The following is a 1,872-nucleotide window of genomic DNA, read 5'->3' as shown; positions in this document are numbered from 1 at the left end:
AGGCACGACGGTGCGCCTTCGCCGCCGGCCCGGGGGCTCAGTCGAGCACGGTCCCCACCGTGCCCGCCGCCACCGTCCGCCCGCCCTCGCGGACGGCGAAGCCGAGGCCGGGCTCCAGCGGCATGGACTGCCCGAGCGTCACCGTCACCTCGACGGTCTCGCCCGGCAGCGCCACGGCGACCCCCTCGGGCAGCCGGACCTCGCCGACCACGTCGCCCGTCCGCAGGTAGAACTGCGGGCGGTAGCCGCCGGCGACGGGCGTCCGGCGGCCGCCCTCGGCCGTCGACAGCAGGCGCAGCCGGGCGGTGAAGCCCGTGTGCACGGAGGCGCTGCCGACCGCCGCGACCACCTGACCGCGCCGGACCTGCCCGCGCTGCACCCCGCGCAGCAGCAGCGCGACGTTGTCGCCCGCCTCCGCGGACTCCATGGTCCGGCCGAAGGTCTCCACGCCCGTCACCACGGACTGCACCTCCGCGTCGTTGCCGAGGACCTCCACCCGGTCGCCCGTCCGCACCCGTCCGCGCTCGACCGCGCCGGTCACCACCGTGCCGCGACCGGTGATGGTGAGCACGTTCTCGATCGGCAGCAGGAACGGCGCGTCGGTGTACCGCACCGGCGTCGGCACGTGGGTGTCCACCGCGTCCAGCAGCCGCAGCAGCGCGGCCGACCAGTACGGGTCGCCCTCCAGCGCGCGCAGCCCGGAGACCGGGACCACCGGCAGGGCCGCGCCGTCGTAGCCGTGCGTGCCGAGCAGCTCGCGCACCTCCAGCTCGACCAGCTCCAGGAGCTCCGGGTCACCCGCGTCGGCTTTGTTCAGCGCCACCACGACGTGCTCGACGCCGATCTGACGGGCCAGCAGCACGTGCTCGGCGGTCTGCGGCATGATGCCGTCCTGGGCGGAGACGACCAGGATCGCGCCGTCCAGCTGCGCCGCACCGGTGATCATGTTCTTCACGAAGTCGGCGTGGCCGGGCATGTCGACGTGGGCGTAGTGCCGGGTGGCCGTCTCGTACTCGACGTGCGCGATGTTGATGGTGATGCCGCGGGCGGCCTCCTCCGGGGCCCGGTCGATCCGGTGGAACGGGACGAACGAGCCGCCGCCGCGCTCGGCCAGGACCTTGGTGATGGCCGCGGTGAGGGTGGTCTTGCCGTGGTCGACATGACCCATGGTGCCGATGTTCAGGTGCGGCTTGCTGCGCACGAAGGCCTGCTTGGCCATGGTTTCTCTCCGGGAGTCGTCAGCGTGATGACGGGACCTCAGCGACGGGCCGACCTTCCCCGCCTGAGGTCCCGGGGACGACCCGGGGAAGGTCAGCTTCGTGCGCCGTCGAATGCGGCTGCGACTGCCTGGGCAGCAGCCATCGCGCCCGCGACTGCGGGGAATTCGGCGATGGCGTACTGGAACATGGGGTTCATCATGCCGGTGCGCGCGGGCGTCCGCGAGCGGTTTTCCGGTGGGGCACCGGATCACGTCCTGCCCCCGGACGGGCTGAGCCGCCCCCGGACGGTCGGGTCAGCGCAGGTACCACTTCTGGTTGGGGGTGCCGGAGCAGTCCCACAGCTGGAGCGGGGTGCCGGCGGCGGTGCCCTTGTCCTTGGCGTCCACGCACTTGTTCGCCTGGGGGTTGACGAGGTCCTCGGGGCCCGCGAGGACGAACCGCTGGGCGGGGCCGCCGTTGCAGATCGCCACCTGGATCCGGGTGCCGTTGACGACCGAGCCCCAGGCCACGTCCATGCAGAGGGCGCCGGCCCGGACGGTGCCGTCCGGACGGAAGTCCCAGGTCTGCCAGGCGCCGCCGGTGCAGTCCTGGAGCTCCAGTCCGGTGCCGTCGCTGAGCCGGTGGCCGATGGTGCCGATGCAGCGCTGCGAGC

Annotated in this window: 2 protein-coding genes; both read right to left on the bottom strand. The window is 73.2% G+C overall.

Annotated features, from left to right (window positions below):
• Positions 1–37: 37 nt before the first annotated feature.
• Positions 38–1,219, bottom strand: a complete 1,182-nt coding sequence (tuf, locus tag VR45_RS41325; RefSeq protein WP_045945133.1) for an elongation factor Tu — start codon at positions 1,217–1,219, stop codon at positions 38–40.
• Between the two features lie 294 nt (positions 1,220–1,513).
• Positions 1,514–1,872 (bottom strand): RICIN domain-containing protein (locus tag VR45_RS41320; RefSeq protein ID WP_045945132.1); only part of this gene is annotated, 359 nt, incomplete at its 5' end.

The sequence above is a fragment of the Streptomyces sp. NRRL S-495 genome (assembly GCF_000966955.1).
In the GTDB taxonomy this organism is placed as follows: domain Bacteria; phylum Actinomycetota; class Actinomycetes; order Streptomycetales; family Streptomycetaceae; genus Kitasatospora; species Kitasatospora purpeofusca.
The sequence above is the reverse complement of the archived record's forward strand: the minus strand, read 5'-3'. Positions and strand labels throughout refer to the sequence as shown.

Coding starts and splice junctions, on each gene's coding strand:
- tuf (WP_045945133.1), bottom strand. CDS start 1,219: ATGGCCAAGCAGGCCTTCGTGCGCAGCAAGCCGCACCTGAACATCGGC.